General features: G+C 56.1%; 28 protein-coding genes. 6 read left to right on the top strand and 22 right to left on the bottom strand.

Annotated elements, in window-relative coordinates; all coding sequences use genetic code 11:
• Positions 1 to 136 precede the first annotated feature (136 nt).
• The 7 genes from trmD to trhA form a co-directional block, all read right to left on the bottom strand.
• Complete coding sequence (trmD, locus tag ABID47_RS13335; protein ID WP_192714759.1) at positions 137 to 898, bottom strand: tRNA (guanosine(37)-N1)-methyltransferase TrmD; 762 nt, start codon at positions 896 to 898, stop codon at positions 137 to 139.
• Positions 898 to 1,419, bottom strand: a complete 522-nt coding sequence (gene rimM / locus ABID47_RS13330) for a ribosome maturation factor RimM (protein WP_116231268.1) — start codon at positions 1,417 to 1,419, stop codon at positions 898 to 900. The genes trmD and rimM overlap by 1 nt, the downstream gene beginning before the upstream one ends.
• 124 nt (positions 1,420 to 1,543) lie before the next feature.
• On the bottom strand, positions 1,544 to 1,774 hold the full coding sequence (locus tag ABID47_RS13325; protein WP_354497380.1) for a KH domain-containing protein: 231 nt from the start codon (positions 1,772 to 1,774) through the stop codon (positions 1,544 to 1,546).
• Positions 1,775 to 1,796: 22 nt separating this feature from the next.
• Positions 1,797 to 2,069 (bottom strand): 30S ribosomal protein S16, encoded by a 273-nt coding sequence (rpsP, locus tag ABID47_RS13320; RefSeq protein WP_076168226.1) that lies wholly within the window; start codon positions 2,067 to 2,069, stop codon positions 1,797 to 1,799.
• A gap of 85 nt (positions 2,070 to 2,154) precedes the next feature.
• Entirely contained in the window at positions 2,155 to 3,537 is a 1,383-nt protein-coding gene (gene ffh / locus ABID47_RS13315; protein WP_076168228.1) for a signal recognition particle protein, read from the bottom strand.
• Between the two features lie 24 nt (positions 3,538 to 3,561).
• Complete coding sequence (locus tag ABID47_RS13310) at positions 3,562 to 3,918, bottom strand: putative DNA-binding protein (RefSeq protein ID WP_354497377.1); 357 nt, start codon at positions 3,916 to 3,918, stop codon at positions 3,562 to 3,564.
• 126 nt (positions 3,919 to 4,044) lie between these two features.
• Positions 4,045 to 4,692 carry a PAQR family membrane homeostasis protein TrhA gene (gene trhA / locus ABID47_RS13305; protein WP_354498732.1) on the bottom strand — a complete coding sequence of 216 codons (648 nt, stop codon included), beginning with the start codon at positions 4,690 to 4,692 and terminating at the stop codon, positions 4,045 to 4,047.
• Positions 4,693 to 4,921: 229 nt separating this feature from the next.
• Between trhA and ABID47_RS13300 the strand changes: the two genes are divergently transcribed.
• The 4 genes from ABID47_RS13300 to ABID47_RS13285 are packed head-to-tail and all read left to right on the top strand — an operon-like array spanning position 4,922 to position 7,701.
• Positions 4,922 to 5,947 carry a glycosyltransferase gene (locus ABID47_RS13300; RefSeq protein WP_354497375.1) on the top strand — a complete coding sequence of 342 codons (1,026 nt, stop codon included), beginning with the start codon at positions 4,922 to 4,924 and terminating at the stop codon, positions 5,945 to 5,947.
• Positions 5,948 to 5,966: 19 nt separating this feature from the next.
• The gene (locus ABID47_RS13295; protein WP_354497373.1) at positions 5,967 to 6,974 is read left to right on the top strand and encodes a polysaccharide pyruvyl transferase family protein; all 1,008 of its coding nucleotides are present in this window, start codon (positions 5,967 to 5,969) and stop codon (positions 6,972 to 6,974) included.
• A gap of 51 nt (positions 6,975 to 7,025) precedes the next feature.
• Positions 7,026 to 7,460, top strand: a complete 435-nt coding sequence (locus ABID47_RS13290; protein ID WP_354497371.1) for a hypothetical protein — start codon at positions 7,026 to 7,028, stop codon at positions 7,458 to 7,460.
• A gap of 37 nt (positions 7,461 to 7,497) precedes the next feature.
• Positions 7,498 to 7,701 (top strand): hypothetical protein, encoded by a 204-nt coding sequence (locus ABID47_RS13285; RefSeq protein WP_105443649.1) that lies wholly within the window; start codon positions 7,498 to 7,500, stop codon positions 7,699 to 7,701.
• Positions 7,702 to 7,815: 114 nt separating this feature from the next.
• Here the strand turns inward: ABID47_RS13285 and ftsY are convergent, their stop codons facing one another.
• The 12 genes from ftsY to ABID47_RS13225 form a co-directional block, all read right to left on the bottom strand.
• Entirely contained in the window at positions 7,816 to 8,829 is a 1,014-nt protein-coding gene (gene ftsY / locus ABID47_RS13280; RefSeq protein ID WP_354497369.1) for a signal recognition particle-docking protein FtsY, read from the bottom strand.
• Positions 8,830 to 8,860: 31 nt separating this feature from the next.
• The gene (smc, locus tag ABID47_RS13275; protein WP_251674516.1) at positions 8,861 to 12,430 is read right to left on the bottom strand and encodes a chromosome segregation protein SMC; all 3,570 of its coding nucleotides are present in this window, start codon (positions 12,428 to 12,430) and stop codon (positions 8,861 to 8,863) included.
• Positions 12,431 to 12,586: 156 nt separating this feature from the next.
• Positions 12,587 to 13,294 (bottom strand): ribonuclease III, encoded by a 708-nt coding sequence (rnc, locus tag ABID47_RS13270; protein WP_076168242.1) that lies wholly within the window; start codon positions 13,292 to 13,294, stop codon positions 12,587 to 12,589.
• A 12-nt stretch (positions 13,295 to 13,306) separates the two neighbouring features.
• Entirely contained in the window at positions 13,307 to 14,545 is a 1,239-nt protein-coding gene (gene fabF, locus ABID47_RS13265; RefSeq protein WP_116231276.1) for a beta-ketoacyl-ACP synthase II, read from the bottom strand.
• 120 nt (positions 14,546 to 14,665) lie between these two features.
• Complete coding sequence (acpP, locus tag ABID47_RS13260) at positions 14,666 to 14,899, bottom strand: acyl carrier protein (RefSeq protein WP_019638123.1); 234 nt, start codon at positions 14,897 to 14,899, stop codon at positions 14,666 to 14,668.
• A 99-nt stretch (positions 14,900 to 14,998) separates the two neighbouring features.
• Positions 14,999 to 15,748: a 3-oxoacyl-[acyl-carrier-protein] reductase gene (fabG, locus tag ABID47_RS13255; RefSeq protein WP_076168247.1), complete on the bottom strand. Its 750-nt coding sequence runs from the start codon at positions 15,746 to 15,748 to the stop codon at positions 14,999 to 15,001.
• 45 nt (positions 15,749 to 15,793) lie between these two features.
• A complete protein-coding gene (fabD, locus tag ABID47_RS13250; protein WP_354497365.1) occupies positions 15,794 to 16,732 on the bottom strand; it encodes an ACP S-malonyltransferase in 939 nt (312 codons plus the stop codon).
• A gap of 114 nt (positions 16,733 to 16,846) precedes the next feature.
• Positions 16,847 to 17,836: a beta-ketoacyl-ACP synthase III gene (locus ABID47_RS13245; protein ID WP_354497363.1), complete on the bottom strand. Its 990-nt coding sequence runs from the start codon at positions 17,834 to 17,836 to the stop codon at positions 16,847 to 16,849.
• 11 nt (positions 17,837 to 17,847) lie between these two features.
• The gene (gene plsX / locus ABID47_RS13240; protein ID WP_354497360.1) at positions 17,848 to 18,846 is read right to left on the bottom strand and encodes a phosphate acyltransferase PlsX; all 999 of its coding nucleotides are present in this window, start codon (positions 18,844 to 18,846) and stop codon (positions 17,848 to 17,850) included.
• Positions 18,830 to 19,426, bottom strand: coding sequence for a transcription factor FapR (fapR, locus tag ABID47_RS13235; RefSeq protein ID WP_076168257.1), 597 nt, complete (start codon positions 19,424 to 19,426; stop codon positions 18,830 to 18,832). Before fapR ends, plsX begins: the two co-directional genes overlap by 17 nt.
• 227 nt (positions 19,427 to 19,653) lie before the next feature.
• Positions 19,654 to 19,827: a 50S ribosomal protein L32 gene (gene rpmF, locus ABID47_RS13230; RefSeq protein WP_036645943.1), complete on the bottom strand. Its 174-nt coding sequence runs from the start codon at positions 19,825 to 19,827 to the stop codon at positions 19,654 to 19,656.
• Between the two features lie 62 nt (positions 19,828 to 19,889).
• A complete protein-coding gene (locus ABID47_RS13225; protein ID WP_354497357.1) occupies positions 19,890 to 20,399 on the bottom strand; it encodes a YceD family protein in 510 nt (169 codons plus the stop codon).
• 176 nt (positions 20,400 to 20,575) lie between these two features.
• Between ABID47_RS13225 and ABID47_RS13220 the strand changes: the two genes are divergently transcribed.
• The gene (locus tag ABID47_RS13220; RefSeq protein ID WP_251674510.1) at positions 20,576 to 21,808 is read left to right on the top strand and encodes a nucleotidyltransferase; all 1,233 of its coding nucleotides are present in this window, start codon (positions 20,576 to 20,578) and stop codon (positions 21,806 to 21,808) included.
• On the opposite strand, the gene ABID47_RS13215 is transcribed toward ABID47_RS13220, so the two are convergent.
• On the bottom strand, positions 21,798 to 22,856 hold the full coding sequence (locus ABID47_RS13215) for a SepM family pheromone-processing serine protease (RefSeq protein WP_354498730.1): 1,059 nt from the start codon (positions 22,854 to 22,856) through the stop codon (positions 21,798 to 21,800). The two genes, ABID47_RS13220 and ABID47_RS13215, sit on opposite strands and share 11 nt — an antisense overlap.
• An 84-nt stretch (positions 22,857 to 22,940) precedes the next feature.
• Between ABID47_RS13215 and ABID47_RS13210 the strand changes: the two genes are divergently transcribed.
• Positions 22,941 to 24,173: a nucleoside recognition domain-containing protein gene (locus ABID47_RS13210; protein WP_354497355.1), complete on the top strand. Its 1,233-nt coding sequence runs from the start codon at positions 22,941 to 22,943 to the stop codon at positions 24,171 to 24,173.
• Here the strand turns inward: ABID47_RS13210 and coaD are convergent.
• Positions 24,170 to 24,664, bottom strand: coding sequence for a pantetheine-phosphate adenylyltransferase (gene coaD / locus ABID47_RS13205; RefSeq protein WP_116231281.1), 495 nt, complete (start codon positions 24,662 to 24,664; stop codon positions 24,170 to 24,172). The two genes, ABID47_RS13210 and coaD, sit on opposite strands and share 4 nt — an antisense overlap.
• Positions 24,648 to 25,262 carry a 16S rRNA (guanine(966)-N(2))-methyltransferase RsmD gene (rsmD, locus tag ABID47_RS13200; protein WP_354497353.1) on the bottom strand — a complete coding sequence of 205 codons (615 nt, stop codon included), beginning with the start codon at positions 25,260 to 25,262 and terminating at the stop codon, positions 24,648 to 24,650. The genes coaD and rsmD overlap by 17 nt, the downstream gene beginning before the upstream one ends.
• Positions 25,263 to 25,483: the final 221 nt, after the last annotated feature.

The following is a 25,483-nucleotide window of genomic DNA, read 5'->3' as shown; positions in this document are numbered from 1 at the left end:
CCTGTCATGATAAATTTCACTTTGGTGCTCGTGTTCTTGATGCTCAACATTCAGACAACCTTATATCCAGACTAACGCATCTGACGCTAAAAAACCACTCCCTAGCAGAACCCAGGGGTCGTGGTTTACAGCTCGGTTATTCAAGTCCGCCATCGGTATCTTTCAGCCTGCGGAGCTTTTCCAGTGTCTTGCGGTCCCGGTCGGTCAGCTCCACCTCATCCAGCAGGTCCGGCCGCCGCTCCAGCGTCCGCTTCAGCGCCTGCTCCCGGCGCCAAGCCTCGATGTTCGCGTGGTGGCCGCTCAGCAGCATGTCCGGCACTTTCCAGCCCCGGAACTCCACCGGGCGAGTATAGTGCGGATACTCCAGCAGCCCGGTGCTGAAGGAGTCGGTCACGGCCGACGTTTCGTTGCCCAGCACGCCGGGCAGCAGCCGGGAGACCGCATCGATCACGACCGCCGCCGGAAGCTCGCCTCCGGTCAGGACGTAGTCGCCGATCGACAGCTCATCGGTGATGAGATGCTCACGAATCCGCTCATCATATCCCTCGTAGTGGCCGCAAATGAAGATCAAATGCTCTTCCTTCGCGAGTTCCTCTGCTTTTTTCTGGGAAAAGGTTTCCCCCTGCGGACACATCAGGATGACTCTTGGCTTGGCCTGATGTCCCGCTTTCTCCAGCAGATCCTCGACAGCCGCAAAGATCGGCTCCGGCTTCAGAACCATCCCCCCGCCTCCGCCATAAGGCGTATCGTCAACCGTACCGTGCTTATTCCCGGAGTAATCCCGGAAATTGACGGTATGAAGCGAGATGATTCCTTTCTCCTGGGCCTTGCCGAGAATGCTTGTCCGGAAAACCCCATCCAGCATTTCCGGGAACAGGGTCAGCACATCCACTCTCATTAGTCCAGCAGTCCTTCCATAATATGAACGAGTATTTTTTGGTTCGGAATGTCTACGTCAAGGACGACATCATCAATGACGGGAATGAGGATGCTCTTGCCGCCCTTTGGCTGGACTACCCATACGTCGTTCGCGCCGGGTGTCAAAATTTCCGTCACGACCCCAAGCTCCTTGTCTTCATCGGTCACGACCGTGCAGCCGATAATTTCATGGAAGTAATACTCGTCTTCCGGAAGCTCCACGAGATGTTCCTTGCCGACTTTCAGCATGCTGCCTTTAAATTTCTCTACATCATTAATATTGTCGTAGCCGTCCAATTTGATGATGTACATATTTTTATGAAGGCGGGAAGAATGGACGGTCACGTCGACCGGCTTGCCCCCGTCCTCCGGAACGATCATGAGCTCGCTCCCCTTGGCGAAACGGACCTCGGGAAAATCCGTGTACGACAACACTTTGATTTCCCCCTTGATGCCATGGGTGTTGACGATTTTGCCAACCTTATAAAGTGTTTCCGGCATGTTCTCCTCCTAGCTTCGTGGCGCCGGCGCTTCGGCGCGCTTGTATTGCACGGATCTGTTATATAATCTTCAGCATGTACGAAAAAGGGCTAGGACATGCATCCTAACCCCCTTTCGTATATCTTTAAGATATGATATCCACGGTCACGCGTTTATCCATTTTGACTGCTGCAGAAGTCACGACTGTTCGAAGCGCCTTGGCGATCCGGCCCTGCTTGCCGATGACCTTTCCGACATCCTCGGGATGCACGGTCAGTTCGTAGACAACCAGGTGATCCTTCTCCACCGTCTTCACAGCCACCTCTTCAGGATGATCCACCAAAGCCTTAGCAATAACACCAACTAATTCTTCCATAGATAACCCTCACGATCAGTCATTATTTCTGCTGCTTGAGCTCATGGAACTTTTTAAGCACGCCTGCTTTGCTCAGCAGGTTGCGGACTGTGTCGGATGCTTGCGCACCGTTTTGCAGCCACGCCAGTGCTTTATCTTCATCGATTCTTACGTCAGCCGGTTGGTTGACCGGATTGTAGTAACCGATTTCTTCGATAAAACGGCCGTCACGTGGGGAACGGGAATCCGATACCACGATACGGTAGAAAGGAGCTTTATGAGCACCCATGCGTTTCAGACGAATACGTACTGCCACGAAATTCACCTCCTTCAATAAAATAAGTGTGGGGACAGCCTCCCGCCTTGGCGGAGGGAAAGCTGTCTATATAGAAATGCAGTGATTAACGGAAAGGAAACTTCATGCCGCCTTTGCCGGCCAATCCTTTCAGCTGCTTTAAAGCCTTGCCCTTCGGACCCTTCGGACCCATCATATCCGAGAACTGCTTCATCATCCGGCGCATCTCGTCAAACTGCTTGATCAGCCGGTTGACCTCGGCGAGCGATGTGCCGCTGCCGGTCGCAATCCGCTTGCGGCGGTTGTGGTTGATGATATCCGGATTCTGTTTCTCTGCCTTCGTCATCGAAAAGACGATCGCCTCAATGCGGCCCATCTGCTTCTCATCGACCTTCAGATCCTTGGTCTGCTTCAGCTTGCCCATCCCCGGGATCATGTCCATGATCTGGTCGATCGGGCCAAGCTTCTTCACCTGCTCCATCTGCTCCAGGAAATCGTCGAACGTAAACTCGGCGTTGCGCATTTTACGTTCCATTTCCTTCGCTTTCTCCGTGTCGATATTCGACTGGGCTTTCTCGATCAGCGAGAGCATGTCGCCCATACCGAGGATCCGGGAAGCCATCCGCTCCGGATGGAACGGCTCCAGGGCATCGATCTTCTCGCCGAGCGCCGCAAACTTGATCGGACAGCCGGTTACGGCCTTAACAGACAGCGCGGCACCGCCGCGGGTATCGCCGTCGAGCTTGGTCAGCACGACGCCCGTCAGATCCAGCTGCTTGTTGAAGTGATCCGCGACGTTGACGGCATCCTGGCCTGTCATCGCGTCCACAACCAGCAGCACCTCGTCCGGCTTCACCTCGCTGTGGATTTGGCGCAGCTCTTCCATCAGCTCTTCATCGATGTGCAGGCGGCCCGCCGTATCGATGATCAGATAATCGTTCCCGTTATCCTTGGCATGCTGATAAGCCTGCTTCGCGATTTCCACCGGGCTTGTCTTGTCGCCGAGTGTAAATACCGGTACGCCGATCTGGTCACCCAGCACCTGAAGCTGCTTGATCGCCGCAGGGCGGTAAATATCGCCCGCCGCCATCAGCGGACGGTGGTTCTGCTTCTGCAGCATCTTCGCCAGCTTGCCTGATGTCGTCGTCTTACCGGCCCCTTGCAAACCTACCATCATAATGACGGTCGGAGGCTTGTTCGCCTTTGCCAGCTTCGCCTGGCTTCCGCCCATCAGCTCGGTCAGTTCTTTATTAACGATGTCGATGATGACCATGCCCGGCGTGAAGCTCTCCATCACTTCAGTACCAATGGCCTTCTCTTTCACCTTGGCGACGAAATCCTTGACGACCTTAAAGTTAACGTCAGCTTCCAGAAGCGCAAGACGCACCTCGCGCATCGCTTCGTTAACGTCATCCTCGGACACCTTGCCTTTGCCGCGCAGCTTGCTGAATACGTTCTGCAGCCGGCTCGTCAATCCTTCAAATGCCATGAACCGCCACCTCCTTCTAACACTTTATTCCAATTGCTGCAATTGATTTATGATTTGATATATTCTCGTTTTATCGGATTCAGTCATGCTGCTGGACTCCGTAATGCTCTGCAGCCGCTCAAGTTCTTGGCTGCGCTGCTCATGCTTCTGCAGCAGTCCCAGCTTCTCTTCATACATGTCCAGCACCTGCTCAGCCCGCTTGATATGCTCATAGACGGCCTGCCGGCTGATGTCGAACTCGGCTGCAATCTCCCCGAGGGAGAAATCGTCATGAAAGTAATATTTAAGGAACGTCTGCTGCTTCTCTGTCAGCAGCTGTTCATAGAAATCAAACAAAAGGTTGATTCGATTCGTCTTCTCGAGCCGATTCTCCTGACTCACTGAGGGACACTCCCTTCGTCAAGGAAAAACACTTTACAGTTCTTTAACGTTCCTTATCATACAGAAAACAAAGAAAGATGTCAAGCAAATATCCTTGTCATCTTGAAAAGTTTCTTGTTTCTATCTTTACGACCAAGGAAGCAGATAGATCAGCACCGCAAAGAAATGCATCACGCTCCCGCCCAGCACGAACAAATGCCAGATCGCATGGTGATACGGAAAGCCCCTCCACACGTAAAAAATGGTACCGAGCGTGTACAGGATCCCGCCGGCAGCCAGCAGCCAGATGCCTCCCGAAGCCACAGCAGCCGTCAGAGGCCCCCAGGCAACCACGACCATCCACCCCATAATAATGTAGAAAATTGTGGACATAAACAGAAACCGCTTCGTAAAAAATGCCTTGAACACGCAGCCGAGCAGTGCAATCCCCCATACGGTAGCGAACAGCGACCACCCCAGCGGTCCCCGGATCGCAACCAGCATAAACGGCGTATACGAGCCCGCAATGAACAAGTAAATCGAGGAATGGTCAAAAATTTCGAACAGATCCTTGACCTTGCCCTCCTTAAAGCTGTGTACCAAGGTGGAGTTGATGTACAAAATCAGCATCGTCGTCCCGTAGATCGAAAAGCTGGCGATATGCCATGCCGTCCCCTTCATGGTGGAAAATACGATCAGCAGCACCAATGCGGCAACGCTGAGCAGTGCCCCGAAGCCGTGGGTAATGGCGTTCGCCACTTCTTCCTTCCGGGTGTAAGTGTGTGTATTAGCCATAAACAACCCTTTCATCAATCCTTTTATTTTCCTCATTATAACCTCCAAGCCGCCCGCATTTCCACTTTCCCTGGGCTTATCCCATGGCGGGGCTCATGATGTACTGACATGTTATCCGTGTCGGCCGGGCTCTTTCCCCATTTCGGCTGTAATTGGTCCTTTCATCCAATTCTATAAAGCTATCAAAGCATATATTGTAAGCGGCTGGTTGAAAGGAGGTATGTAAACTATGGCAATCATCATTTATCCGAAAACGATGAACTGGAAGTACATGAAGCAGCGACCGCAGCAGCTCATGACTCAGCTTGGGGCCAGGGGCCACCTCGTATTCTTTGAAAACCTGGCGCCGCTGGACCGTGAATTCATAGAAGTGGAGCCGAACGTGTTTTTGTTCACCGACCATCACGCATTTATGAAGAAGCTGAAGAAGCTTCGCGAAGACCATGCGGTCGTGGGCTGGACCACCTGGGCCAAACAGCGCACACGTCTGACTTCCCTCTACCGTCCGGATGCCATCATCTATGATTGCTGTGATGAGTTTCCGCACTGGGCCAAGTATGAAGTCAAGATGGTGGATGCTTCCGACCATTTGGTATGCACAGCCGAATCCATCCGGATGCGCCTGGAGCTGGCCTATCCTGATAAACCGGTAACGCTGATCCCGAACGGAGCTGATGCTTCCTTCTTCGATCCCGCCCCGTCCCAGCGCCCTCATGACCTGCCGCAGGGGAAAGTCGCCGCCTATATTGGCGCCTGGGCCTACTGGCTCGATCACGATCTGTTCGCGAAGATGGCGTCGCACTATCCGGACGTGCATTTCGTGTCCATCGGTGCAGCCTACGGCGATATCCCCGACTATGCGAAGCTTCCGAATGTTCATGTGCTGGGCGAGAAGCCTCACACCGAGCTCAAAAAATATCTTCAGCATATCGACGTCGCGTTAATCCCTTTTCAGTATCACCCCATTACCCTGGCAACCAATCCTGTAAAAGCTTATGAATATATGGCATCAGGTGTGCCTGTACTGTCGACGGCGCTTCCGGAATGCATCCGCATGGAACCCCATGTCACGACGGCGACCACACACGACGATTTTATCGCCAAGCTGGGCCGGATGCTGGAAGAGCCCGACTCCCGTGAACAGCGGCTGGCTCGGATCGAATATGCGCGGAGCAACCGCTGGGAAGACCGGGGCGAAGCCGCGCACCAGGTCATTGTGGACACGCTGCGGCGCAAGAGCGAGCCGAAGTCTTAATGAAAGGAGGCGTTTATCGTTGAACATTGGAGTGTGCGGTTATTACGGCATGGGCAACTTCGGTGACGATCTTTTTTTGAGAACGCTGCAGCAGGTATTCGAAGGCCATGTGGTGTACCCGTGGACCAGCCGTCTCGATCCGGCACAAACCGACCACGTCATTATCGGGGGCGGGGACTTGATCACGCCGTATTCGTTTAACCCTTATTATTTTCCGGATGCGCTCAAGAACCACCCCAAATGGCTGTACGGCGTAGGCATCGTGGACAACTACCCGGAATCCAGCTGGCCTGCGGACCAGGTTGCGAAATACAGGAATTATATCCGCACGGCGCAAATGGCCGTATTCCGGGACAGCCGTTCGGCCGATATCGCCCAAAGAGCCGGATTCCATCAGCATGTTCAGCAGGCCCACGATATCGTATTTGCGTACAGGCAGCCTGACTACCCAGTCAAACGATTCTCCAGCCGGCCGACCATCGGCCTGTGCCTGTTTGCTTACCCTTCGTTCCCGTTTGAAAATATGCTGCAGCTGTCGCTCCACCTGATCCGACAGGGTTACCACCTTGTGTTTATCCCCGTGATCAACCACCCCACTAATATTTACTCGGACCTAACGGTCTGCCAGCAAATACTCAACCGGATCAAGGAGGCCCTCCCGGGGGCATCCGCTGAAACGCTGCCTATGCTGATGGAATTAGACCTGACGTACAGCTATATCCAGTCGGTCGATTATTTGATCACCTACAAGCTCCACCCCGCCCTGGTCGCCCTGCGCGCCGGGAAACCGGTATTCGCCCTGAGCCAGATGCGCAAGGTTGAGAGCCTGCTGGATGCGTTCGGGATGAAAAAATACTACTGCGATTACAAGCTGCCTTACGAAGATTTGCAAAACAGGGTCGACGCGTTTCTGAAGGAAAGTCCGAGAGAAATAAAGCTGCAGGAAAAGGCGATCCGCCGCGCGGAGCGTGAAAGCCTGCATCAGCTGCGTCGGCTGAAGGAAGAAATCGAGTCTTACCGATCATAGTCCCTTTCGGGAAAGCAACTGCCAATGAATTAAAGGAGGAGAATGGGAGCCATGATGTTTTTCTGGAATCATAAGCATTGGAAAATCCGAATCCGACAGCTGCATGATCAGATCCTGCATCTGAGCCATGAGCTGCATCATGTGAAGGATGACGTGCGTCAGATTGAAGCAAAGCTGAATGAGCACTTATGGGAATGGAAGGAGCTTAAGGAGGAAATCAGACGCCTGGCCCGACGGATCGAGGAGTTGGAGTCGCTGGCGGACCGCGTTGCGAGACTGGAAGAAGAAGTCATGACGGGCATCACGGACAATCCTGAGCTGCACGCTTACTTTGCAGGCAAAGTCGGCAGCGAGGTCCGGGTGGATACGGCCAGCGCTACCCTGCAGGGCGTCGTGCTGACGGTAGCCGAAGACGCGGTCGAACTCCGCGAGAGCGGCGGCGACCTGCTGATCATTCCGTTCAGCCGGATTACTTCGGTTCAGTAACCAACGACAATCAATACGATTCGAAAGGAGAACGACCATGGATTTCAAAGAATTGGTTCGCGGCTTCACAAACTCGGAAGTCGAAGTCATGACGCCAGGCGACATGATCACCGGCACGCTTATCTCGGTTAACGACGCTTCATTGATGCTGAAGGTTCCGCCGGTTATGTACGGCCCACCGGGGGATGTGGCCATCGTGCCGCTCCGGTCGGTCGAGTTTGTCAGAGTGTTGACGGATTAAAAATGCGGCAAGGCTGGAGTCATTTTGCTCGGCCCAACGCAAAAAAAGAAGGATGGCATGCAGCCACCCTTCTTTTTTCGTTCTATTGTTAGGCGTACATCCGCGCAATACAGATCAGTGATGCGTTTCATCCTGCGCTGCGCCTTCCGCCTCCTGCTCCTGGATCAGTCCGGCGAACAGGGCATGTACAAACTGCTGGGAATCAAACGGCTGCAAATCCTCCATTTTCTCGCCAAGGCCCACGAGCTTCACCGGAAGGTTGAGCTCCTGGCGGATCGCCACGACGATGCCGCCCTTCGCCGTACCGTCGAGCTTCGTCAGGACAAGGCCGGTGACCCCGCTCTTCTCCCCGAACAGCTTGGCCTGGCTGAGCGCGTTCTGTCCCGTCGTTGCGTCAAGCACCATCAGCACCTCATGCGGAGCACCCGGAATTTCCCGCTGAATAACGCGGAAAATTTTGTTCAGCTCCTCCATCAGGTTCGTTTTGTTCTGCAGGCGTCCCGCCGTGTCGCAGATCAGCACATCCGCCTGGCGCTGCTTGGCAGCCTGAACCGCGTCAAACATGACCGCGGCCGGATCGGAGCCGGCATGCTGCTTGATGACCTCTACGCCTGCGCGTTCGCCCCACACTTCGAGCTGCTCGATCGCCCCGGCACGGAAAGTATCGCCGGCGGCAAGAAGCACCTTTTTGCCTTCCTGCTTGAAGCGGTGGGCGAGCTTGCCGATCGTCGTCGTCTTGCCGACGCCGTTGACCCCGACAAACAGGATGACGGTAATGCCGTCTTCGTTCATGCGGAGCGCGTTGTCGTCATCGCCGCGCAGCAGCTCCATCAATTTCTGCGAAAGGATCGGCTGCAGCTCCACCGCGTCTTCGATCCGCTGCTTCTTCACTTCGGCACGCAGATCGTCGATCAGCTCCATGACCGTGTTCACGCCCACGTCCGCGCCGATCAGAATTTCCTCGAGCTCCTCATAGAACTCCTCGTCGATCTTTTTGCGGCGCGTCATCAGGTCGGTGACCCGTTCCACGAATCCTTTGCGCGTTTTTTCCAATCCGTCCCGGAACTGCTTCGTTACGGATTCGGTCTTGCTTGAAATGCTCTCTCTCAGCTTTCTGAAAAAGCTCATAGGTCTCCTCCATCTCTAAGGTTGAATATGCTTAAGCAATTTCCGCTTCGTCGTCTTCCAGCCGCACAGACACCAGCTTCGATACGCCGCCCTCTTCCATCGTAACCCCGTACAGGACGTCGGCTTCTTCCATCGTTCCCTTGCGGTGGGTCACGACGATAAACTGGGTCTGCTCGGAAAACTCACGGAGATACTGTGCGAACCGCGTCACGTTCGCTTCGTCGAGCGCGGCTTCGACCTCGTCCAGCACGCAGAACGGCACCGGCTTGACCTGCAAAATCGCAAACAGCAGCGCCATCGCTGTCAGCGCCCTTTCCCCGCCGGAGAGCAGCTGCAGGTTCTGCAGCTTTTTGCCCGGGGGCTGGGCCACGATGTCAATGCCGGTCTCGAGCAGATGCTCCGGATCCAGCAGCACCAGATCCGCCCGGCCGCCGCCAAACAGCTTCACGAAGACGGTACCGAACTCGCGGCGGATGGCGTCAAAGGTCTGCTTGAACCGCTTCGACATTTCCTCATCCATCTCACGGATGACCTCATAGAGCGTCGTCTTCGCTTCAACCAGGTCCTGCTTCTGCTCATTCAGGAATTCGTACCGCTCGTTGACCCGCTGATATTCCTCGATCGCGCCGAGGTTGACATCGCCCAGCGCAGTGATGCCCCGCTTGAGCTCGCGCACCTCGGTCTGGACCGCAGGCACGTCCTCCGGAATCGGATAGCGCTGCTTGGCCAGCTCGTAGCTCAGCTCGTAATCGTCGCTGAGCTTCTTCAGAATGTTCTCCAGCTCCACGTCAAGCCGGTTCACGCCGATTTCGGTCTGGCGCAGCTGATCCTCCACGGCCTTGAGGCGCGTCCGCTGCTCTTTCGTTTCGCTCTCTTCCAGCTCCAGCTTCTTAGACAGCTGCGTCCGGGCCGCCCGCTTGAAGTCCAGCTGCTCGGATGCCTGCTCCTTCTTGAGCCGGTACCGGTTCAAATCTTCGATCTGCTGAATGGATTCCTTCGCGTTCGTCTCCAGATCCGCCTCGATCGAAGCGAGCAGCGTCTTCGTCTGGCGCAGCTCTTTATCATGCGAATTGAATTCGCTCTGCATTCGTTTTAACTGCTCTTCCAAGGAGAAGCATTCCTGATCCAGCTTGCCTTCCCTGACTTTAAGCTGGGTAAGCTGGCTCTGCAGCTCCTCCTTCGCCGATTCGCTCGCCTTGCGGGCAAATTCGGCAGCCTGGATGGCTTGATGCGTCGCCTTTTCTTCTTCCTCCAGCTCGGCCAGCTTCTTGACAGCATTCGCCCGGGCTTCCTCAAGCTCCTTGTTCTCCTCGTTAAAGCCGGTCTTCTCCTGATCGGCCACTTCCACCTGCTCCAGCACATGCCGCAGCTCATGCTCCAGCTGCTTCAGGTCGCTGGACAAGCGCTGCTCCTCGATGCGCTTCTCGTCGCCGGACTGGCGCAGCTCGTCCAGCTTGGCCTGTGTTTCGGTCAGCTGAACCTTGACCTCCTGAATGCTCTGGCGGAGCTTGCGCAGCTGAACCTCCGTATCGTTGATCTCCTGATCGAGCTGGTCCAGCTGGCGCTTGCGGCCGAGCAGGCTGCTGTTCTTCTTATGCTGGCTGCCGCCTGTCATCGAACCGCCGGCATTGACGACGTCGCCTTCCAGCGTGACGACCCGGTAGCGGTATTGGCATCTGGCGGCAATCCGGTTCGCCACTTCCAGGCTTTCGGCGATGATAACGTTGCCGAGCAGGCTGCCGACGACCGGTGCATACCGGCCGTCGAACTGCACCAGGTCGGCCCCGATACCGACGAAGCCTTCCACGCCTTCCACCATCGAGCGGTCACCCCCCGAAATGTTGCGGGGCCGGATGACGTCGAGCGGCAGGAAGGTCGCGCGGCCGAGCTGCCGCTGCTTCAGGAAGGAGATCGCCTGGCGCGAGACCGCTTCATTATCCATGACGATATGCTGAAGGGATGCGCCGAGCGCGGTTTCCATCGCCAGCTCCAGCTTCTCAGGCACGCGGATCAGCTCGGCCACAGCCCCGTGCACGCCGGACAGAATGGAGCGCCGGGACGCTTTCAGCACTTCCTTGACGCCCAGCATAAAGCCGTCAAAATCATCGGCCATCTCTTTCATCGTATCCCGGCGGGATACCTGAGCTTCGCGCTTTTGCTCCCATTTGCGGAGCGTGCCCTGGCTCTCGTCCAGAAGCCGCTGCAGCGACTGATACCGCTCGCTCTCGCTTATGTACCCGCCGCGCAGCTCGCGGATTTCCCCGCCCAGCTTCTCGATGGCCGAATCCAGCTGCTGCTTGCGCTTCAGCAGCTCCTCCTTCTGGGTTTCCCACTTGCCGGTTTCCTCCGCGGCGCGGTTCATCCGGCGGGAGAGCGCCTCCTGCTGCTGGTCCGCATAGCGGATCTCGTTGCGGGTCTGCGCCATCTGGTTCATCAGCTCCAGCAGCGTACCCTTTAACGTTTCTTCCTGCTGCTGGCTGATGCCTCCAGTCACGCCGGCCAGCTTCGATTCTTCGGCCGACAGCTGATCCCGAAGCGCCTTCAGCTCGTCCCGCGAAGCTTCCAGCTTGGCCTTCAGCAGGTCGATTTCCGCTTTGCGGTCTTCGAATCTCTCGTCCCCTGCCGTCAGCGACCCGGCCAGCTGCTCCCGGTTCGCTTCCAGGTTCCGCTTGCGTTCGCGGAGCACCTCTGCGTAGCCTTCGCTTTTCTCATAAGCCTCGCTGTACTGAAGCAGCTCGCCCTGCAGCGTCTCCACCTCTTCCTCCAGCTTGCGGAGCTGGGCGCGGTCGCTCTCGAGCTTGGCGTCATGCGCCGACACGACGGTGGACAGCTGAAGCTGTTCTTCCTGCAGCACGGCGAGCTTGGCGTTCGCTTCGCTCCAGGCAGCATGAATCTGCTCGATCTGGTACACGTAGAGCGAAATTTCCTTATGCTTCAGCTGCTCCCGCAGCTGCTTATAGTGGATCGCCTTCTCGGACTGCTCCTTCAGCGGGCCGATCTGATCTTCCAGCTCAACGACCAGGTCGTGGATCCGAACCAGATTCTGCTCGGTCTCATCCAGCTTGCGGACGGCGTCCTTTTTGCGGGATTTATATTTAACGATGCCCGATGCCTCTTCAAAAATACCTCTGCGGTCTTCGGACCGGGTGCTCAAAATCTCCTCAATCCGGCCCTGACCGATAATGGAATATGCCTCTTTGCCGATGCCTGTGTCCATGAACAGCTCTGTGATGTCCTTCAGGCGGCAGGACTGCTTGTTGATAAAATATTCGCTGTCTCCGCTGCGGTGCACACGGCGCGTCACAGTCACCTCGTTGAAATCGAGGGACAGGGCATGATCCTCATTATCCAGGGTCAGCGACACCTCGCCGAAATTGACGGCTTTGCGCGCATCGCTTCCCGCAAAGATAATATCCTCCATCTTGCCCCCGCGCAGCGACTTGGCGCTCTGTTCGCCGAGCACCCAGCGGATGCCGTCGGAAATGTTGCTCTTGCCGCTGCCGTTGGGACCGACGACAGCCGTAATCCCGCGGACAAATTCCATTTCCGTTTTGTCGGCAAACGATTTGAAACCGGCTAATTCGATCCGTTTTAAAAACATATTCCCTCAATCACCTCTAAACCTAATAATACCACAACATTGCAGCTTGCGAGGACAAGCATATTCCCAATGAATAAAGAGCAAAAAGCAGTCTGAAGGCTCTTCCTGCCATCCATCCGAAAGGCGACTGCTCTTTGCTCTTTGTTTGTCCATGCTTTACAGGGAGCCGTTACCGGCCAGCTTCAGCTGCTTCAGCGCTTCGGCCGCAGCCTGCTGCTCCGCCTCTTTCTTCGAGCGGCCCGATCCTCTTCCCACACGCTCATTCCCCATATACACCTCGGAGACAAACTCGCGTTCATGCGCCGGACCGCGTTCCTCCACAATCCGGTACTCCAGAACGCCCATGTTATGGTGCTGCGTCAGCTCCTGCAGCTCTGTCTTGAAATCGCTCATGTGCACTTTGCCGCCCTCTTCCAGCAGCGGGAACACGTAGCGGTCCAGAAACGCCCGCGCCGCTTCCAGGCCTTGGTCAAGGTACAGCGCTCCTACAAACGATTCAAACACATCCGCAAGCAGGGCCGGGCGGGTTCTCCCGCCGGTCAGCTCTTCACCTTTTCCCAGCAGAACGTACTGCCCGAACTCCAGCTGCTCGGCAAATTTCACCAGCGACGGTTCGCAGACGATCGCCGCACGCAGCTTGGTCAGCTCTCCTTCGGGCCGGTTCGGAAACAGGTTGTACAAATACTCGGAAACCGTCAGCTCCAGCACGGCGTCGCCCAGAAATTCCAGGCGCTCGTTATCCTGCTGCTGGCTGAAACGGTGCTCATTGACGTAGGAAGCGTGGGTAAAAGCCTGCTTCAACAGCAGCCGATTGTGAAATTGGATTTGAAGTTTCTGTTGTAACTGCTTCAGATCTCCACTCAACAAATCGTCCCCTTACTGCTCGAATTTCTTCAGGATTACAGTGGCGTTGTGGCCGCCGAATCCAAAAGAGTTAGACATGACAACGTCCAAATCAGCCTTTCGTGCAACGTTCGGAACATAATCCAGATCGCATTCCGGATCCGGGTTGTCCAAGTTAATGGTTGGCGCCAGCATCTGGTTCTGCAGCGACAGGCCGCAAATGACCGCTTCAACGCCGCCAGCGGCTCCCAGCAGGTGGCCCGTCATCGATTTCGTCGAGCTGACCGCAACCTTGTATGCATGGTCTCCCAGCGCTTTCTTGATCGCGATCGTCTCGGAACGGTCTCCAACCGGCGTCGACGTGCCATGCGCGTTGATGTAGTCCACGTCCTCCGGCTGAATGCCCGCATCGCGCATCGCCATAGACATGCAGCGCGCCGGTCCGTCCGGATCGGGCTCGGTCATGTGGTGAGCGTCGCCGCTCAGCCCATAGCCGATCACTTCGGCGATAATGTTGGCCCCGCGTTTTTGCGCGTGCTCCAGCGATTCCAGAACGAGAATCCCTGCACCTTCACCCATGACGAATCCGTCACGGCCGGTGTCAAACGGACGGCTCGCTTTCTCCGGTTCGTCATTGCGGGTGGACATGGCGCGCATAGCGCAAAAGCCGGCCATTCCCGTCGGCCGGATGGTCGCTTCAGCTCCGCCGCAGATCATCACGTCGGCATCGCCGCGCTGGATCAGCTTGTACGAGTCGCCGATAGCGTGCGATCCGGTCGCACATGCCGTCACAGGCGTCGTGTTCGGGCCTTTGGCCCCCAGCATGATCGACAATTGGCCGGAGGCCATGTTCGCAATCATCATCGGGATGAAGAACGGGCTGACCCGCTTCGGTCCCTTCTCCAGCAAAACGTTATGCTGGTCTTCCCATGTTCCGAGACCGCCGATGCCGGAACCGATGGATACGCCCACCCGGTTCGGATCGGAGTGCTTCTGAATATCCAGCCCGCTGTGCTCAAGGGCCGATTTGCCGGCGGCAACGGCAAACTGGACAAATCGGTCCATCTTGCGCGCATCCTTCCGGTCCATAAACGCCTCGGGATTAAAGTCTTTCACCGAAGCGGCAATCTGTGTTGGGTAGTCGCTGACATCAAAGGATTCGATCTGAGACACACCGGATTTGCCTTCCATCAGGTTATTCCAGAAAGTGTCCAAATCGTGGCCCAGTGACGTAACAACACCCATCCCGGTAACAACCACTCTGTGCATCAATAAGTTCACCTCTATATAAACAGCATCTGCAAAATCAATTATCCTATTTGTAAAGCCGATTCACTTGGAAAATGAGGAGAAGTCCCGCCTGTAAGAGCAGTACGGGACTTATCAAATGACTTAGGTATGAGATTGTATGTAGTTTACAACTTCACCTACGGTCGTAATTTTCTCTGCATCTTCATCAGAGATTTCCAGATCGAATTCATCTTCCAATTCCATCACCAGTTCAACAACGTCGAGAGAATCAGCACCAAGATCATCTTTAAAAGATGCTTCCAGTGTAACCTCGGCTTCGTCAGCACCCAAGCGATCGACGACAATGCGTTTTACACGCTCCAATACATCGGACATCCGGTTCACCTCCTCTTTGGTATTATACGAGAAAAGTTTTCAAAATGCCATAGAGGCAATGAAAACGGTTATCTCGCTGTTTTTCCTAGATTTCCGGTATTACATATACATACCGCCATCCACATGAAGCGTCTGCCCTGTCATGTAGGATGCCCCTTCCGTCGCTAGGAAAACCACGACTTTGGCAATTTCTTCAGGCTGTCCGAGGCGGGCGAGCGGAATGTCTTCCAGCATCTTCGCCCGGAGATCCTCAGGCAGCTCTCGTGTCATATCGGTATCAATAAAACCTGGTGCGACACAGTTAACGGTGATGCCGCGCGAGGCGAGCTCACGCGCAGACGATTTGGTTAGGCCAATTACCCCCGCTTTGGCGGCGACGTAATTGGCCTGCCCGGCGTTGCCCAGAACGCCGACGACCGATGAAATGTTGATGATCCGGCCGTAGCGCTGCTTCATCATCGGACGGCTGACCGCCTTCAGGCAGTTGAACACGCCCTTCAGATTCGTTTCGATCACCTGATCGAATTCTTCCTCTTTCATGCGCATCAGCAAGTTATCCCGGGTAATCCCCGCATTGTTGACCAAAATATCGATTTTGCCCCACGCTGCAACGACCTCTTTAACAAGATCCTCGGCCTGTTCGCTTTTACCGACATTGCCTTGAACGGTGATCGCCTCCACGCCAAGCGCACGGATCTGCTCCGCAACCTCCTTGGCGGCGGCTTCGCTGCCTGAATAGTTGACGGCTACGTTAGCCCCGGCTTCGGCCAGCGCAAGCGCGATGCTGCGGCCGATCCCGCGGGAGCCGCCGGTAACGAGTGCTGTCTGTCCCTGTAAAGGCTTAGACATGCCCATTCCTCCTTTCCTAGAGTATACCCAAAGTTTATTGCGTAATCATTGTTCAAGACTGGCCTTGAGCGTCTCCAGGCTGTCCAGGCTGCTTACGTTAATCAGCTTGACGGATTTATCCGTCTTTTTGATCAAGCCGGTCAGCACGTTTCCGGGACCGATCTCGACAAACGTATCCACCCCTTGGGAGATGAGATAGGTCACCGTATCCTCCCACAGCACGGGAGAGTATACCTGCTCCACCAGCAACCCGCGGATTTCTTCCGCAGAAGCGGCCGGACGGGCTGTCACGTTCGCAATCACGGGAATGGCCGGTTCATCGAAGTGAAGCGGCTGAAGCTTCCCGCCCAGCTTCTCGGCAGCCGATTTCATCAGCGAGGAATGGAAAGGTCCGCTTACCTCAAGCGGAATCGCTCTTTTTCCTCCGGCTTCTTTCACGCGCTCGCCCACAAGGGCGACGCCCTCCTTCGAGCCGGAGACGACGATCTGCCCCGGGCAGTTCAGGTTGGCCAGCTCCACGAGATGTCCTTCGGCCGTGATGCTGCGGCACAGCTCGGCCAGCGCTTCGCGTTCGGCACCGAGCACGGCGGCCATGGCCCCTTGTCCGCCCGGAACCGCCTGCTCCATAAATTCGCCGCGCGCCCGGACCGTTCCTACCGCATCCTCAAAGCTCAGCACGCCGGAAGCCACCAGGGCGCTGTATTCGCCCAGGCTGTGTCCGGCGACAAAGTCAGGAGTAACGCCTTGTTCGCGAACCGCCTCGAACGCCGCAACGCTGGCCGTCAGGAGCGCAGGCTGCGTATTGAAGGTCTTCTTCAGCTCACTGTCCGGACCTTCAAAAATCATATTCGTCATCGGGAATCCCAACACCTCGTCCGCACTTTCGAAAATGCGGCGGGAAGTGGGAACCGCATCATAGAAATCTTTACCCATTCCGACGGATTGGGCCCCTTGTCCGGGAAACACAAACGCAACTTTCCCCATTGCTCAGGCTCCTCTCGTATACTTCTTGATGCAAAGCTTCTATTGTATTGCTTGACTAAGCCAATTCACTTCGTAAGCTATCGATTGATCATTCACATAAGATGAATCATATGATTACCAGATCAGCACGGATGCGCCCCAGGTCAATCCTCCGCCGAAGCCGACCATCAGCACGCAGTCGCCTTCCTTCATCCGTCCTTCCTCTGCCGCTTCCACCAGCGCGAGCGGAATGGAAGCCGCCGACGTATTGGCGTACTTATCTACGTTGATGACGCATTTATCCGGCGAAAGGTCGAGGCGCTCCATGGCGGACTGAATGATACGGATGTTCGCCTGGTGCGGCACGAACAGGTCGATATCGGCCTTCGTTTTGCCGGCCTTGCGCAGGACGTCTTCCGTAGCCGTATTCATAACACGGACCGCAAATTTGAACACTTCGCGCCCGTTCATATAAATGTAGTGCTTCTTGCCTTCGAGCGTCTCCTGGGACGCCGGCAGTCTGGAACCGCCAGCTTCCAGTTTCAGCAGCGTACCGCCGGCCCCTTCGGCTCCGAGGTCAAAGGACTGAAATCCCCGGCCTTCGGGAACTTCGCCCAGGATGACGGCTCCCGCGCCGTCACCGAACAGCACGCAGGTGTTGCGGTCGGTATAATCCGTAATCCGCGACAGCGTGTCGGCGCCGATGACCAAAGCGTTGTTGTACATGCCGGTCTTGATAAAATTGCTCGCCGTCGCAAGTCCGTAGACGAAGCCGGAGCAGGCAGCGGACAGGTCGAACGCGGCGGCTTGCTTGGCGCCGAGCTTGTCCTGCAGAATGCAGGCCGTTGATGGAAAGAACGTATCCGGGGTGATGGTTGCGACAACGATCAGGTCCAGCTCTTCAGCCGACATCCCGGCGGACTCCAGCGCCTTCAGGGCCGCTTCATAACACAGGTCCGAAGTCGCTTGTTCCGGAGAAGCGATATGCCGCTCGCGGATCCCGGTGCGGGAGACGATCCATTCGTCGTTCGTCTCCACCATCTTTTCCAGATCTCTGTTGGTTAATATTTTCTCAGGAACATATTTGCCTGTGCCGATGATGCCTACTGAACGTAATTTTTCCATTCTCTTGTCACTCACTTCCCGCTGATTTCCTTGGATATACTCTCAACCAGTTGATTCTGCAGTGCAACGCGGGCCTGCCGGACCGCGTTCTTGATGGCGTTGCCGTCCGCCGAGCCGTGACTCTTGACGACAAGTCCGCTCAGGCCGAGCAGAGGGGCGCCCCCGTGCTCCTTGTAGTCCAGCTTGCCTTTCAAATTACGCAGCTGAGGCATAAGCAGGGCGGCCCCAAGCTTGCTGCGCATATTCTGGGTGAACTGCTCCTTCAGCAGCTTGAACATCGCGCCGGCCGTTCCTTCCACAGCCTTCAGCAAGATATTGCCGGCAAATCCGTCGCACACGAGGACGTCGCAGCTCCCGAGCATAATATCCCGGGCTTCCACGTTGCCGATGAAGTTGATCGGAAGCTCCTGCAGCAGCGGGAACGCCAGCTTGGTGAGCTCGTTCCCCTTCCCTGGCTCGGTGCCCACGTTCAGCAGGCCGACCCGTGGATTCTTCACGCCCATCACCTTCTCGCGATAAAGGCTGCCCATCAGCGCATACTGCGCCAGATGCTCGGGCTTTGCGTCCATATTCGCGCCCAGATCCAGGGCCAGCACGCCGGCTTCGTCAAGCGTCGGGATCATAGGAGCCAGAGCCGGACGCTCAATCCCTTCCATCCGTCCGACAACCAGCAATCCGGTCGTCATCAGCGCTCCCGTGTTGCCTGCCGAAATCATGGCTTCCGCCTGCTTCTCCTTCAGCATCCGTCCCGCCACGACCATGGAAGCATCCTTCTTGCGCCGGACGGCCTTGACCGGTTCATCCTCGGCTTCGATCACTTCACCCGCATGATGGACCGTCAGATTGGAGGGAACCGTCCCTCCGCCTTGCTTCAGGAGCGGCAGCAACCGCTGCTCGTTCCCGACCAGAACGATCTGCGTATCTTTCCATTCGGCGGCGGCAGCCAAAGCTCCTTCCACGTTGCACTCCGGCGCATGGTCACCGCCCATGGCATCAATGGCGATCCGCATACTGTACTCCTCCTTCGCTGTTATCCTCGCCCGTCGATCTGTATATCAGAAAGTTCCCCTGGAACACCATTTCCTCGCCCACATACGTGAACACCTCAACCTTGGCCTTCCCCTTCTGGCCGGCCATAGACCGGACATAAGCTTTGGCGATGCACTTCTCTCCCAGATGAACCTGCCGCAGAAACCGGATGTCTGCCGATGCGGTCAAGGCAATCTCGTCGTTAATGAGAGCAACTGCCAGTGAGTTGGCCTGGGCGAACACATAATGTCCGCGGGCGATATGGTTTCGGGTGAACACATGCTCTTCCCGTATTTCAAAAATGGAAATGCCGCTCTTATCCAGCTGCAGATCCACGACATCCCCGACAACCTCATCAAGCTGCAAGGAGCGAACTTGATCATAGGAGTGCTCTGCCATCTGCTTCATTCGTTCCCGCAGTTCCGGGATGCCTAGCTCCATCCGGTCAAGCCGGATCGTCTGAATGCTGACCTTCAGCTCCCGCGTCAGTTCGCGGTCGGTCACAAACGGATTTTGTTCGATAATCTTCAAAAGCTGCTGATGCCGCTGCTTCTTGGGCAACCGTTCGATGTGAGGCACCTCCCTGTCATGTCTTGTCCGTCCATGAATGTGGAACACAAACAGTCTATGAAGTTCGTCAATAGAATTCACAGGAAAAAAGAATCAATCCGGACAGTTTTCATTAGAACCTGGTACTAATGTAGTATAAAGCATGACGGGTTAAAAAGAAAGTGACAAAAAAAATAGCACCTCACCAAAGATGAAGTACTACTTGATTGTTTTTGGCATTACTGCGAAATGATTTCTCTTGATTTATACGTTCCGCACACTTTGCATACGTGGTGAGCAAGCTTCAATTCTCCGCATTGTTCACATTTCACCATGCCCGGCACTGCCAGTTTAAAGTGAGTACGACGCTTGTCACGACGTGTCTTGGACGTTCTCCGTTGAGGTACTGCCATGTTCCCACCTCCTTATTTCAATCAACCGGGGTCCCGAAGGGCCCGGAGGAATGCATTCATGCTCATTTGAAAAAGTCTTTTAGCGCTGCAAGCCGTGGATCTACCACTTCATTATTACAGCCGCAGGCACCTTCGTTCAAGTCTCTTCCGCACGTAGGGCACAGGCCTTTGCAGGATTCCTTGCACACGACGGTCATCGGAAGATTTAGGATAAAGGATTCCTCCACATAAGGGACGAGCTCCACAGTCTCGTTGTCCACATATATGGTTTCATCTTCTTCGTCCTCGGCTTCCTCAGGCTGCTTCTTAAGCTTGAACTGCTCGTGGAATGGAATATCCAAATGCTCATGCACCGGTGTCAGACAGCGTGAACAGGACATGTCCAGCTGTACGGATAACTCGCCTTGAACAACCACTGTATCGGGACCGACATACGAGGCTGTAAGTTCCGCTGTGAGCGGCCCGTCGGCCTTAATGTCACCCAGTCCCTTAAGCAGCGGACTTACATCCACTTGCTGACGGAGCTGCAGCGGCTCGCTGCTGGCTGCCATTTTCCTGAATTGAAAGTGCATATACATCACTCCAAACAAACAAAAATTATTATACCGATTTCCGGGGAACTTTGTCAATAGTTTCACCTTGACCTTACGTTCCCCCTTATTGTGACTGGATGCCATTCGTTTTATGATATATTTTATAACAGCCGTTAACCACGGGTGCCCAAAATGAAACGATGGAGCTGAAGACCATGTCCGCAGTCGGCCTGATTGTCGAATATAATCCTTTACATAACGGCCACGTCCACCATTATACCAGAGCCAAGGAAGTGACGGGTGCCGAGCATGCCGTCGCGGTGCTGAGCGGGCCGTTCCTGCAGCGGGGTGAGCCGGGGATCGTCAGCAAATACGCCCGCGCCGAAATGGCGCTGGCCATGGGTGCCGACCTGGTAATCGAGCTGCCGGCCGCATATGCCGTTCAGCCCGCCGAATGGTTTGCCTACGGGGCCGTCGCGCTGCTGAACGCCACCGGTGTCGTCGACAGCGTCTGCTTCGGAACCGAAAGCGGGACGCTGGAAGTGCTGCAGCCGCTGGCCCGCATGCTGGCGCATGAAAGCGAAGAGCTTCAAGGCCATATCGCGCACTATTTGGGCCAGGGGATGAGCTATCCTTCCGCCTACGCGGCAGCCGCCGAGGCTCTGGCGGGAAGCGGCGGCTGGAAGGAGGATATTCTCCAGCTGCTCCATAAGCCGAACCATACGCTCGGCCTGCATTACTTGATCGCGCTCGAGCGCCTTGGCAGCCGTATGCGCCCCTACACCATCCCGCGCATCCACGCGGGATATCACGATGAAGTGCCGGGGCATACGTATATAGCCAGCGCTACCGCGGTGCGCCGCATGCTGCTCGGCCCGGCCCCTGACGAGGCCGCTCCGTATGTGCCGGCAACGACGCTCGCCATTTTGAAGCGGGAATTTGCCGCCGGACGCGGGCCGATCACCTGGGAATCGTTCCGGCAGCCGCTTCTGCATCTGCTGCTCACCACGCCTCCCGAGCAGCTCGCAGCCCTGCACGAAGTGACGGAAGGGCTCGAGCATCGCCTGGGCAAGCTGCTGCCGGCCCTGACGGGAGCCGATGTGGCCGGCCTGCTCGCCGCCTTAAAGACAAAGCGCTACACCCATACGAAGCTGCAGCGGATGCTGGTTCATATTTTGCTTCGGCACTCGAAGGAGCAGCTCGCTCCTGCGCGTCTTGCGGAAGGCCCCGGCTATTTAAGGATCCTGGGATTCAACAAGACGGGACAGGCTCTGCTCAAGCAAATGAAAAGGACGGCCTCCCTACCGGTGGTAATGAAGCCGTCCGCCTTCTCCCATGACCAGCTGGACCTGGACCTCCGCGCGGCGGCGGCATATGCGAACGCGTACGCCGCGCCGTCGCCGGACGATTGGTACCGCGACTATATGCAGCCGCCGGTCATGATTTAGCCTGCAGCTGGTTCATATAGTCCATCGCCTGCTCGAGGGTGCTGACCTGAACCAGCTTCATTTTCGTTTTAATCTGATCCGCTTTGGCTTTCGCCTCGTTATAGTTATCCTTCGGAACGAAGAAAATATCCGCATTCTCCCGGTCCGCCGCCACAATCTTATGCTGGACGCCTCCGATCGCCCCGACGGTACCGTTCTTGTCGATCGTGCCTGTGCCTGCGACCCGATAGCCCTTGGTCAGATCCCCGGGCGTCAGCTGGTTGACGATTTCCATCGAGAACATAAGACCGGCGGAAGGCCCACCGATCCGCGTATCCTTGAACTGGACCTGATGGCCCGGATCCTTCGTCTTGACCGTCTGCATCGTCGCTATGGTGACCCCGAGGCCGGCCCGGGTGCTTCCCGTTTTCTGATCCTTGATCGGAATCAGCTTCAGCTTCTGCTCCAGCGTTTTGCCGCTCCGAAGCAGCTTGACGGTGACCTCATCGCCCACGTTCATCGGTTTCAGAATATCGGCGAGCGCCGTATTGTCTGGGACAGGCTTGCCGTTGACTTCCTCAATGCGGTCTCCGGGCTTGAAGTATTTGTTGTTCACCGAATCGTCCGGCGTCGAGAACACAAACAAATACTCAGGAACGATGCTGAACGGCACCTTGGCTTCTCTGTAAGCCGCCTCCATCGCGGAGGACTGGGAGTCGCTCATCATGTAGACCTGCTCCGCCGCATACTCATCCTCGCTCATATCCCCGAGTCTCGCCTGCTTCTTGGCTACCTCATCGTTCGGGTTGAACACCGACATGACGAGCATGGCGATATTGGCGTAACTTGCCGCCACCGTCGTCATCATGAAGGTTCCGCGCTCCTCCGTATCCCCTTTGGCAATCGACAGCATCGGCTTCACCTCGTTGGCGCTGCCCGGCTGATAAATAATGTATGGTGTCGGCATATATACGCACACATACACCATGACCGCCACCACGAAAATGTACAGCAGAAGGCGCAAGCCCTCTCTTCTGCGCGGCCGTCTCTTATTGTTGCCATCTTTCATTCCCATCCCTGCTCCCTGGTCTTATGGTTGTCTTCCCCGCATAGATTGGGTACTAGCTATGTTTACTCTTAAGAGGTGAAAATCATGAAAAAAACGACGCATCGTCCTTCTCCCAAAGCCATGACGCTTATGCTGGGAGCGTGCGCAGCAGCTCTCGTGGCCGGTATCGTCAGTTCCCCTGCCCCCGCTTTTCAGGCTTCCCTTCAAGGCCTGAACCTATGGTGGAAAATCGTGTTTCCCGGGCTTTTGCCTTTTCTCGTCCTGTCGGAAATTCTGATCGCGTACGGCTGGGTGAGCGCCCTTGGCGCTTTTCTGGAGCCGCTGATGAAGAAGCTGTTCCGACTGCCCGGCACCGGCGGCTGGGTCATGGCCATGGGGCTGACGACCGGTTTTCCGGGCGGTGCCCAGGCGGTTCAGCAGCTTCACGCCCAAGGCAATCTTCAGGCTGAAGAAGCGGGCAAGCTCGCCGCCTTATCCCACTTCTGCAACCCGGTGATGATTCTCGTCGTGGTAGCCACCGGTCTGATGCACGATCCGGCCCTGGGCTACGGCTTGATCGCCGTTCATTGGATCGCCGGCATCCTGGCCTATCTGACCGTCCACCGGCGCGTCAGAACGAAAGGAGCCGCCGCTGCGTCAGACAAGCCCCGGCAGCAGCGGCTTGAAGGCAAGCCTGCCCCGCTGCCTGCCCGCGTTCTTCAAGCGGCGGAGGAAGCGCGCGCCAAAGACGGACGCAGCTTCGGCCGGCTGCTGGGCGACTCCGTCACGCATGCCGTCCAGGTGCTGATGATGATCGGCGGCTACATCATTATTTTCTCCGTTGTCATCCAAATTGCCGGCCGGGTGACGACCGCCCGTCTTCCGATTCCGGATTACGCATTATCAAGCCTCTTCGAAGTCCATTTGGGCGCCCGGGACATCAGTGCCGCCGCGTTTGCTTCCGGTAGGCTGCAGTGGTCCGTTCTGTCCGCTCTCCTCGGATTCAGCGGCATCAGCGCCCTGCTGCAGTCCATGTCCCTGATCCGCAAAACCGGGGCTCCGCTTATGCCCATGGTCTGGACCCGGCTTCTACACGGGGCGTATGCCTTTGCCCTGACATGGTTGGCCTGGGCTCCGCTCGCCGCATTGTTGGGCCGTATTCATCCCGTCTATTCCGAGAGCGGCCCGTTCAGCGGCAGCCGCGGCCCGATCGAGGATCTGTGGGTGCTGATGCCCCAGGTGCTGAAGTGGCAGGGACTCCTGCTCGCCTCCATCCTCGGCGCCTTAATCGTCCTTCTGATTGTGGTTCCCCGTCGTTCCAAAACGGTCCGGCGTTAAAATTTACTGCGCAGCGCCTTCTCCACTTCCGGCGGAACCAGATCCGTCACGTCTCCATGATAGGCTGCGATCTCCTTGACGATGCTTGAGCTGAGATAGGAGTACTTCGGATTCGTCATCATAAAGACGGTCTCCGCCTCCGGGTTCAGCTTATGATTGGTCGACGCCATCTGCATCTCGTATTCAAAATCGGTGACGGAGCGAATGCCGCGCATGATAGCCTGGGCATTCTTCTGCCGCACATAGTTGGCCGTCAGGTCGCGGAAGCTGTCCACTTCGATATTCTGGATATGCCCGGTTACCTGCCGGATCAAATCCATCCGCTCTTCTACCGTAAACAGCGGGTTTTTGCTCCGGTTGTTGAGCACAGCAACGATCAGCACGTCAAACTGCTTTGCGGCCCGCTGGATGATGTCGAGATGCCCCATGGTCACCGGATCGAAGCTGCCCGGATATACGGCAATGCGCTGCTTGCTATTCGTTTCGCTCATCTTGCCCTCCTGCCCGCGGATCGTCGTCTGACGAATCTGCTGTATGTTCTTCGTATCTATAGATCGATACGGCCGTTTCACCGTACACCGCATGCCGGATGCAGGTAAACGAGCCGAACTCGGCGGGGTATTCGTAGCCTGACTCATGCTCCAGAACAATGACCGCGCCTTGCCGCAGCATATGCTTGTCCTGCATAAGGAGCATGAGCTCGTCCCCGTTCTTCATCCGGTACGGCGGATCCAGAAAAACAGCGTCCAGGACCAGCCCCCGCTTTTCCAACGCCTTCAGCGCCCGGACCGCATCGTTCCGGTACACTTCCGCTTGTCCCTCCATCTTGGTCGCCTTGAGGTTCGCCCGAATCGTCTCAATGCTCTTCGGGTCCATGTCGACGAGCACCGCCCGTTCCATGCCCCGGCTGAGCGCCTCGATCGCCAGTCCCCCGGTTCCCGCAAATAAATCGAGAACGGTCCCTCCGTCAAAATAAGGCCCGATCATGCTGAAAATCGCTTCCTTGACCTTGTCGGTCGTCGGGCGGGTACCCATGCCCGGCACCGCCTTCAGCGGTCTGCCCTTTGCTCTTCCCGAAACAACTCTCACTTGCTTTTCACCCATTCTATCGATGAAACCTCAGTTTCACTTGATCTTGTCCGTATTCCGTTATTCTTCATCCTATGGCGTCATATCATGCCCGAATATCGCGAGGGATATCGAATTTTGCGGAATACGCAATTATGACGATATCGTACCACAATCCCCGCAAGTTTGAAAAATGGCCCTTGAGGGATTTTTCATCTTTTTTGGAAAAGCAATGTATAAAA

The sequence above is a fragment of the Paenibacillus favisporus genome (genome assembly GCF_040545415.1).
In the GTDB taxonomy this organism is placed as follows: Bacteria; Bacillota; Bacilli; order Paenibacillales; family Paenibacillaceae; genus Paenibacillus_AQ; species Paenibacillus_AQ favisporus.
The sequence above is the reverse complement of the archived record's forward strand: the minus strand, read 5'-3'. Positions and strand labels throughout refer to the sequence as shown.

Bases quoted from the DNA above. Each gene is read 5' to 3' on its own strand.
- trmD (WP_192714759.1), bottom strand. From the start codon at position 898: ATGAGAGTGGATGTGCTGACCCTGTTCCCGGAAATGCTGGATGGGGTT.
- rimM (WP_116231268.1), bottom strand. From the start codon at position 1,419: ATGCCGGAAACACTTTATAAGGTTGGCAAAATCGTCAACACCCATGGC.
- ABID47_RS13325 (WP_354497380.1), bottom strand. From the start codon at position 1,774: ATGGAAGAATTAGTTGGTGTTATTGCTAAGGCTTTGGTGGATCATCCT.
- ffh (WP_076168228.1), bottom strand. From the start codon at position 3,537: ATGGCATTTGAAGGATTGACGAGCCGGCTGCAGAACGTATTCAGCAAG.
- trhA (WP_354498732.1), bottom strand. From the start codon at position 4,692: ATGGCTAATACACACACTTACACCCGGAAGGAAGAAGTGGCGAACGCC.
- ABID47_RS13300 (WP_354497375.1), top strand. From the start codon at position 4,922: ATGGCAATCATCATTTATCCGAAAACGATGAACTGGAAGTACATGAAG.
- ABID47_RS13290 (WP_354497371.1), top strand. From the start codon at position 7,026: ATGATGTTTTTCTGGAATCATAAGCATTGGAAAATCCGAATCCGACAG.
- ABID47_RS13285 (WP_105443649.1), top strand. From the start codon at position 7,498: ATGGATTTCAAAGAATTGGTTCGCGGCTTCACAAACTCGGAAGTCGAA.
- ftsY (WP_354497369.1), bottom strand. From the start codon at position 8,829: ATGAGCTTTTTCAGAAAGCTGAGAGAGAGCATTTCAAGCAAGACCGAA.
- smc (WP_251674516.1), bottom strand. From the start codon at position 12,430: ATGTTTTTAAAACGGATCGAATTAGCCGGTTTCAAATCGTTTGCCGAC.
- acpP (WP_019638123.1), bottom strand. From the start codon at position 14,899: ATGTCCGATGTATTGGAGCGTGTAAAACGCATTGTCGTCGATCGCTTG.
- fabG (WP_076168247.1), bottom strand. From the start codon at position 15,748: ATGTCTAAGCCTTTACAGGGACAGACAGCACTCGTTACCGGCGGCTCC.
- fabD (WP_354497365.1), bottom strand. From the start codon at position 16,732: ATGGGGAAAGTTGCGTTTGTGTTTCCCGGACAAGGGGCCCAATCCGTC.
- ABID47_RS13245 (WP_354497363.1), bottom strand. From the start codon at position 17,836: ATGGAAAAATTACGTTCAGTAGGCATCATCGGCACAGGCAAATATGTT.
- plsX (WP_354497360.1), bottom strand. From the start codon at position 18,846: ATGCGGATCGCCATTGATGCCATGGGCGGTGACCATGCGCCGGAGTGC.
- rpmF (WP_036645943.1), bottom strand. From the start codon at position 19,827: ATGGCAGTACCTCAACGGAGAACGTCCAAGACACGTCGTGACAAGCGT.
- ABID47_RS13225 (WP_354497357.1), bottom strand. From the start codon at position 20,399: ATGCACTTTCAATTCAGGAAAATGGCAGCCAGCAGCGAGCCGCTGCAG.
- ABID47_RS13220 (WP_251674510.1), top strand. From the start codon at position 20,576: ATGTCCGCAGTCGGCCTGATTGTCGAATATAATCCTTTACATAACGGC.
- ABID47_RS13215 (WP_354498730.1), bottom strand. From the start codon at position 22,856: ATGAAAGATGGCAACAATAAGAGACGGCCGCGCAGAAGAGAGGGCTTG.
- ABID47_RS13210 (WP_354497355.1), top strand. From the start codon at position 22,941: ATGAAAAAAACGACGCATCGTCCTTCTCCCAAAGCCATGACGCTTATG.
- coaD (WP_116231281.1), bottom strand. From the start codon at position 24,664: ATGAGCGAAACGAATAGCAAGCAGCGCATTGCCGTATATCCGGGCAGC.